6 protein-coding genes are annotated in these 4671 nt (G+C 72.7%); 2 read left to right on the plus strand and 4 right to left on the minus strand.

Translation table 11 applies throughout. The features are described 5' to 3' along the window. On the minus strand, positions 1 to 564 hold a 564-nt coding region (locus AB0B89_RS35025; protein ID WP_358561649.1), incomplete at its 3' end, for a response regulator. A gap of 208 nt (positions 565 to 772) precedes the next feature. Between AB0B89_RS35025 and AB0B89_RS35030 the strand changes: the two genes are divergently transcribed. Both AB0B89_RS35030 and AB0B89_RS35035 read left to right on the plus strand, forming a co-directional pair. Beyond that, on the plus strand, positions 773 to 1306 hold the full coding sequence (locus AB0B89_RS35030; RefSeq protein WP_358561652.1) for a hypothetical protein: 534 nt from the start codon (positions 773 to 775) through the stop codon (positions 1304 to 1306). Next, on the plus strand, positions 1303 to 1581 hold the full coding sequence (locus AB0B89_RS35035) for a hypothetical protein (RefSeq protein ID WP_358561655.1): 279 nt from the start codon (positions 1303 to 1305) through the stop codon (positions 1579 to 1581). The genes AB0B89_RS35030 and AB0B89_RS35035 overlap by 4 nt, the downstream gene beginning before the upstream one ends. Here AB0B89_RS35035 and AB0B89_RS35040 read toward each other — a convergent pair. Genes AB0B89_RS35040 through AB0B89_RS35050 form a run of 3 tightly spaced genes read right to left on the minus strand, consistent with a single transcriptional unit; the run spans position 1552 to position 4497 of the window. Continuing rightward, positions 1552 to 2742, minus strand: a complete 1191-nt coding sequence (locus AB0B89_RS35040) for an MFS transporter (protein ID WP_358561658.1) — start codon at positions 2740 to 2742, stop codon at positions 1552 to 1554. The genes AB0B89_RS35035 and AB0B89_RS35040 overlap by 30 nt on opposite strands. Beyond that, the gene (locus AB0B89_RS35045; RefSeq protein WP_358561661.1) at positions 2743 to 3702 is read right to left on the minus strand and encodes an electron transfer flavoprotein subunit alpha/FixB family protein; all 960 of its coding nucleotides are present in this window, start codon (positions 3700 to 3702) and stop codon (positions 2743 to 2745) included. It abuts the gene before it with no gap. 12 nt (positions 3703 to 3714) lie between these two features. Further along, positions 3715 to 4497, minus strand: coding sequence for an electron transfer flavoprotein subunit beta/FixA family protein (locus tag AB0B89_RS35050; protein ID WP_358561664.1), 783 nt, complete (start codon positions 4495 to 4497; stop codon positions 3715 to 3717). Positions 4498 to 4671: the final 174 nt, after the last annotated feature.

A 4671-nucleotide genomic window follows, 5' to 3' on the forward strand; every position in this document is an offset into this window, starting at 1 on the left:
GACGGCGCCGAAGGTGGTGCCACCGGAGGTGAACGTGGACAGGTCCAGGGTCCAGCGGTAGGGCACGAGGTTGCGGGCGAGGAAGTCGCGGACCGCGAACGAGGGGGCCGACCAGCGGTGCCCGACGACGCGGGTCTCGGTGATCGTCTCGTCGGGCGCGGCGAGCCAGGCGTCGAGCATCGCGTCGACCACCGGGTAGAGCTTCTCCTCCGGCGGGTTCCAGGGCTTCAGCAGGTAGTGGTCGAGGTCGACGATGTTGATCGCGTCGATGGCCGCGTCGGTGTCGGCGTACGCGGTGAGCAGGACGCGGCGGGCGCGCGGGAAGATGTCCATCGCGGCCTCGAGGAACTGGATGCCGTTCATCTGCGGCATCCGGTAGTCGGCGAGGAGCACCGCGACCTGCTCACCACGCAGCTTGATCTCGCGGAGCGCGTCCAGGGCGGCCTCGCCGGAGTCGGCGCGCACGACACGGTAGCGGTCGCCGTAACGGCGCCGGACATCTCGGGCCACCGACCGGGAGACGGCCGGGTCGTCGTCAACGGTCAGAATTGCCGGGTTCGCCATGGAATCAATAAAATCACGCTCCTGGGTAAAGGGAGCCAGCCCCGGGGGGACGACAGCGGACGGCCCCGTCGGCGGAGACGTGTCAAGGGGCGCCGGAGCGCCGCGATCCCCGCTCCACGGCGACTCCGCGGACCCACCTCAGGGCCGGCCCGCGCGATCCCCAGTGCGCGGCAAGCCGGTTCCAAGAGCGGCCTGCGAGGATCGCGGCATGACGCATCCGACGACATCCGGCTGGGCGATCGGAAGGGGCCGCACCCCCGGTCTCATAGGCATGTACATCCTGTTCGTCTGCTGGGTGATCCTTGGGCTCCTGCCCGTGCTGTTCTCGACCCACGACCTGGAGCTGGCGCTGGGCAGGACCGGGGCGCCGGGGCGCCTCACCGTCGTCTCGTGCCAGGCCCTCGGCAAGGGCCGTTACGACTGCAGGGGCGAGTTCGTCCCCGACGACGACTCCCTGCGCACGACCATCGTGCGGGCGGCGCCCGAGTCCGAGGTGGGCCAGTCCTTCCGTGGACGGCTCGACGTCGAGACCGACCGCGTGGTCCGTACGGGCACCGCCGGGGTGCTGGCCCAGCTCGCCCTCATCGGCCTCACCCCGCTGGTGTACGCGGGGCTGCCGTACTCGCTGATGTTCGCGCTGCGCATCAGGCGGGGGCGCAAGACGGCGGGGATCCTCGGCCTGGTGGTCACCGGCCTGTCCCTCGTGCTGGTCGTGACCGGGCTGGTCGCCGCCTACGCGTGACGCGCTTCGTGCGGCGCTGCCCGGCCTGCGCCGCCATGGGCCGGCGCGACGTGCAGCTCGTGTGGGAGGTCGCCCACAGCGAGGCCGAGCAGGTGATCACGCTCGATCTCGTGCGCGGCCTGCTCGACGGCTTCCCCGGCTCCCCGAGCCCTCCTGACGGCCGCACGACCGACCCGGTCGAGCGGGCCGCCCGCCGGAGGCGGCGCCGCGCGGACCCGCCGGGCGGGGCGGCGCAGGACGCCACTTCACACGGGATTCGGCGGGTTTCGCCGTGACGGCATGGCCACCGCCATCAACAGCCCGGCCAGCACCACGATCGCCGTGGTGACGAAGGCCGTCTCATACGAGTACGCGGCGAGCCGGCCCGCCACGAGCGGGCCGACGGTCATGCCGAGATCGGCGGTCATCTGGTAGGCCGCCACGGCGGTGCCGCCATGTCCCTGGGTGACATCGCCGACGGTGGCCGCCCCGCCCGTGGTGCAGAAGGCAGTGCCGAGGCCCATCAGCGCGAAGGCCAACAGGTACCCGGGCAGCGTCTGCCAGGCGGTGACCACGACGAGACTGCCGAGGACCAGGCCCTCGCCCAGCAGCAGCGAGGGGCGGCGCCCCCACATGTCGGCCGCCCTGCCCGCGACCGGCAGGGTGACGGCCTGGAGCACCGCGCCCACCGCCAGGCTGACCCCGACCCAGGTGGGCGCGGCCTTGACCACGAACAGCAGGAACAGCGGAAGCACCGAGACCCGTACCCCGAAGACCGCCCACCCGAGACCGAAGTTCGTGGTCAGCGCCGCCCTGTAGGGCTGCTGCCTCAGGGCGTGGGCCACCGACATCCGTCGCCCGGCCGGGCCGGCGGGCCGTGCCGGCGCGCTGAACAGCGCGGCGCGCGCCAGCGTGACCGTCGCGATCGTCCCGGCGACCGCGACCGCCGCGCCGTACACGAAGAACGGCAGACGGGGCGAGATCCCCATCAGCCCTCCGCCCAGGGCGGGACCGGTCACCGTGCCGAGGTAGTAGCCCCCCTGGAAGTACCCGCTGGCCCTGCCCCTGTGCGAAGCGGGGGTCACCCGCAGCAGCAGGTTCATCGCCGACACTGTGTACAGTGCCGAGCCGATGCCGCAGGCGCCCCGGAAGATCAGCAGTTGCGGGTAGTTCCAGGACAGGCCCGCGAGGACGCTGGTCACCGCGAGCAGCGCCATGCCCGTGGTGAGCACCGCCCGCTCCCCGAACCGGTTGACCAACCGGCCGCCGGGCAGGCCGGTGGCCAGGCGCATGAACGCGAACGCCGACACCACCGCGCCGACCGCCGCGCTGCCCACGCCGAACTCGCTGGCGAAGACCGGAATGGCGGGTGACTGGATGCCGAAGCCGACCGCGACGGTGAACGCGACGGCGGTGAGGATCTTGACTTCCCGTGGCAGCTCCCGGAATCCGCCCACCTAGGCCCGCTGCCCGGCGATCTCGTCCAGGAGTTGGGGCACCACCTGGAACAGGTCGCCCACCACCCCGTAGTCGGCCAGCTCGAAGATGGGCGCCTCGCCGTCCTTGTTCACCGCGACGATCGTCTTGCTGGTCTGCATCCCGGCACGGTGCTGGATGGCGCCGGAGATGCCGACGGCGAGATAGAGCTGCGGTGAGACGGTGACCCCGGTCTGGCCGACCTGGTGCGCGTGCGGGTACCAGCCCGCGTCGACCGCCGCCCGCGACGCGCCGACGGCGCCGCCCAGGGCGTCGGCGAGCCGCTCGACGAGCGCGAACTGCTCGGCCCCCGCCAGGCCGCGGCCACCGGCCACCACGACCTCGGCCTCGGTCAGCCCCGGCCTGCCGGTGCTCTCCCTGACCGTGCGCGAAACGACGCGGGTACGCCGCGCCGCCTCGTCCGGTTCCACGGTGCTCCGGGTGACGGCCGGCGTCAGCGGCTCGGGCGAGGGCACGACGGCGTTCGGTTTGATCGCGATGATCGGGGTGCCCCGGACCACCCGGGAGGTGACCACGAAGCCCGCCGCGAAGGCCCACTGCGTGACGACGGGGCCGGACGGGCCGGCCTGCACGTCCACCGCGTCGGTGAGAACGCCGCCGCCCAGCCGCACGGCCAGGCGTCCCGCGATCTCCCTGCCCTCCGGGGTGGACTCGGTGAGGACGGCCGCCGGCGCGGTCTCCGCGGCGAGGCCGGCGAGCACCCCCACCCAGGCGACCGGGTATTCCTCGATCTCCTTGGACTCGATCACATGCACCCGCCCGGCGCCGTGCCTGCCGAGCGTCTCCACCGTCTCGTCGCCGATCGCGCCTGCGCAGACGGCCACCGGGGTGCCGAGCCGGCGTGCCAGGGTGAGCAGTTCCAGACTCGGCTTGCCGACCTGTCCCGCGATGCGCCCGACGAGCACGAGAACCTCTGCCACGGTGATCCCTCCTCAGATGAACTTGTGCGTGGACAGGAAGCCGGCGAGCAGCCGGCCTCCCTCGCCGTCGTCGGGCACCGCGGTCCCTGCCACCCGGGCGGGCCTGGCCGTGATCTCGTCGACCACCGTCCGGGACGCGGCGCCGACCTGGCCGGCGGGTACCCCGAGGTCGCCGAGGGTCCAGGTCTCCAGTGACTTCTTCTTGGCGGCCATGATCCCTTTGAAGGACGGGTACCGGGGCTCGCCGCTGCGGTCGGTCACCGAGATCACGGCGGGCAGCGCCGCCTCCCATTGCTCGGTCGCCCGCGCGGCCTCCCGCCGGATGCGGACGGTGCCGCCGCCCGGATCAAGGGCCACCTCGTTCGCGAAGGTGAGCTGGGGCAGCTCCAGGTGCTCGGCGAGCATCGCCGGCACCACCGAGGTGCCGCCGTCGGTGGAGGCCATGGCGCACAGCACCAGATCGGGCGAGAGGCGGCGCAGGGCGGCGGCGAGGACCAGGGCGGTGGCGGGCGCGTCGGAACCGGCGATCGCGTCGTCGTCGACGTGGACCGCCGCGTGCCCTCCCATCGCGAGGGCCCTGCGCAGGGCCTCCGCCGCGCCGGCCGGGCCGACGGTCAGATGGGTGACGTGCGCGTCCGGCGCCGCGTCCAGGATTTTGAGCGCCTGTTCGACGGCGTACTCGTCCAGCTCGGAGAGCCGGCCGCCCGCGCCCTCACGGTCGACCGTGAGGTCGGGGCCGAACCCCGGCTCGGAGCTCATGTCGGGTACGTACTTGACACAGACAACGATCTTCATGGTTCACCGTCCCCGGAACGTGGGCTTGCGCCTCTCGACGAACGCGGCGGCGGCCTCCTTGTGGTCGTCGCTGACGAAGGTGCCGCCCTCCAGCGCGAGCCCGAGGTCGATCAGCAGGTTCAGCCGTTCCTTGACGATCTTGTTCACGGTGGCCTTGGTGCCCTGGACGGCCAG

The organism is Sphaerisporangium sp. NPDC049002, assembly GCF_040649355.1.
GTDB lineage: Bacteria > Actinomycetota > Actinomycetes > Streptosporangiales > Streptosporangiaceae > Sphaerisporangium.